1 protein-coding gene is annotated in these 1,027 nt (G+C 65.0%); it reads right to left on the bottom strand.

Translation table 11 applies throughout. The annotated features are described in order from the left end of the window. Positions 1–1,027 (bottom strand): amidase family protein (locus tag IVB42_RS17485; protein ID WP_247470663.1); only part of this gene is annotated, 1,027 nt, incomplete at both ends.

Here is a 1,027-nt window from a genome sequence, read left to right as displayed (position 1 = left end):
GGCAGTACGATGTGCCCCCACGCCTGCCGAAGTTGGGGCTTAAGGCCCTCGTAAATGGCCTCGAACGTGGTCGGAATGTCATGGCGGCGAAGAAATTCCGAAACTGCGCCCATCGTCTCATGAGCGAAGATGCCCCACGTCGCAGTTTGGACGAGGGCATTGAAGTCTTCGCCAAGGTCTACTTCAACGACCTCGGCGCCGGCCTCCTGCAGCCGCCGAACCACCGCGCGGAAGCGGGTCTCGACTTCGGACTCCACCAGATCCAGGAACTGTCGCGGCGCGAAGGCCAGCCGGGCTCCCTTCAGGCCGTAGCCGCCGTCGGAGAACTCCGCAGCCTCTTCACCAGTCACGACCTGATCCACCAGAATGCAGTCCTCAACGCTTCGGGCGAATACGCCCGTCGTGTCGAGCGTATGGGAGATCGGCGCAACGCCGTAGCGCGGCCAACGCCCGGTCGTTGGCTTGAAGCCCACGACGCCACAGAACGATGCGGGTACCCGGATGGACCCAACGGTGTCACCGCCCAAGGACGCGGGAACGAGCCCAGCGGCCACGGATGCGGCGGAGCCGCTCGACGAGCCGCCCGACACGCGATCTCGTGCGTGCGGATTCTTCACCTGGCCGTAACGTGCGTTGTGACCGGTCAAGCCGTACGACATCTCGACGAGGTTGTTCTTGCCGAAGACCAAAGCCCCCGCACCCTTAATGGCCCGGACAGCGTCGGCATCTTCGCGCGGCACGAAATGAGAGAGGCCTTCGACGCCCAGGCTGGTAGGCAGTCCTTTCGTCAAATAGCTGTCCTTCACCCCGAGGGGCACGCCAAGGAGCGGGGCCGCCGAGCCGGCCGCACGCGCCTTGTCCGCGTCCCTCGCGGCCTCGAGCACAGCGACCTCGTCGATGGTGATGAAGGCGTTCAGCTCGGCAAGCGCTCGGGCGCGCTGCAGAAGCGCAGTAGTGTAGACTTCCGACGTGATGTCGCCGTTGCCAACCGCTGCTGCAGCGGCTGCGAGCCCAAGCGAGGTGAGAT

The sequence above is a fragment of the Bradyrhizobium sp. 45 genome, from assembly GCF_023073155.1.
GTDB lineage: Bacteria > Pseudomonadota > Alphaproteobacteria > Rhizobiales > Xanthobacteraceae > Bradyrhizobium > Bradyrhizobium canariense_D.
Note: the sequence above shows the minus strand (reverse complement) of the source record. Positions and strands in the feature narration are given on the sequence as shown.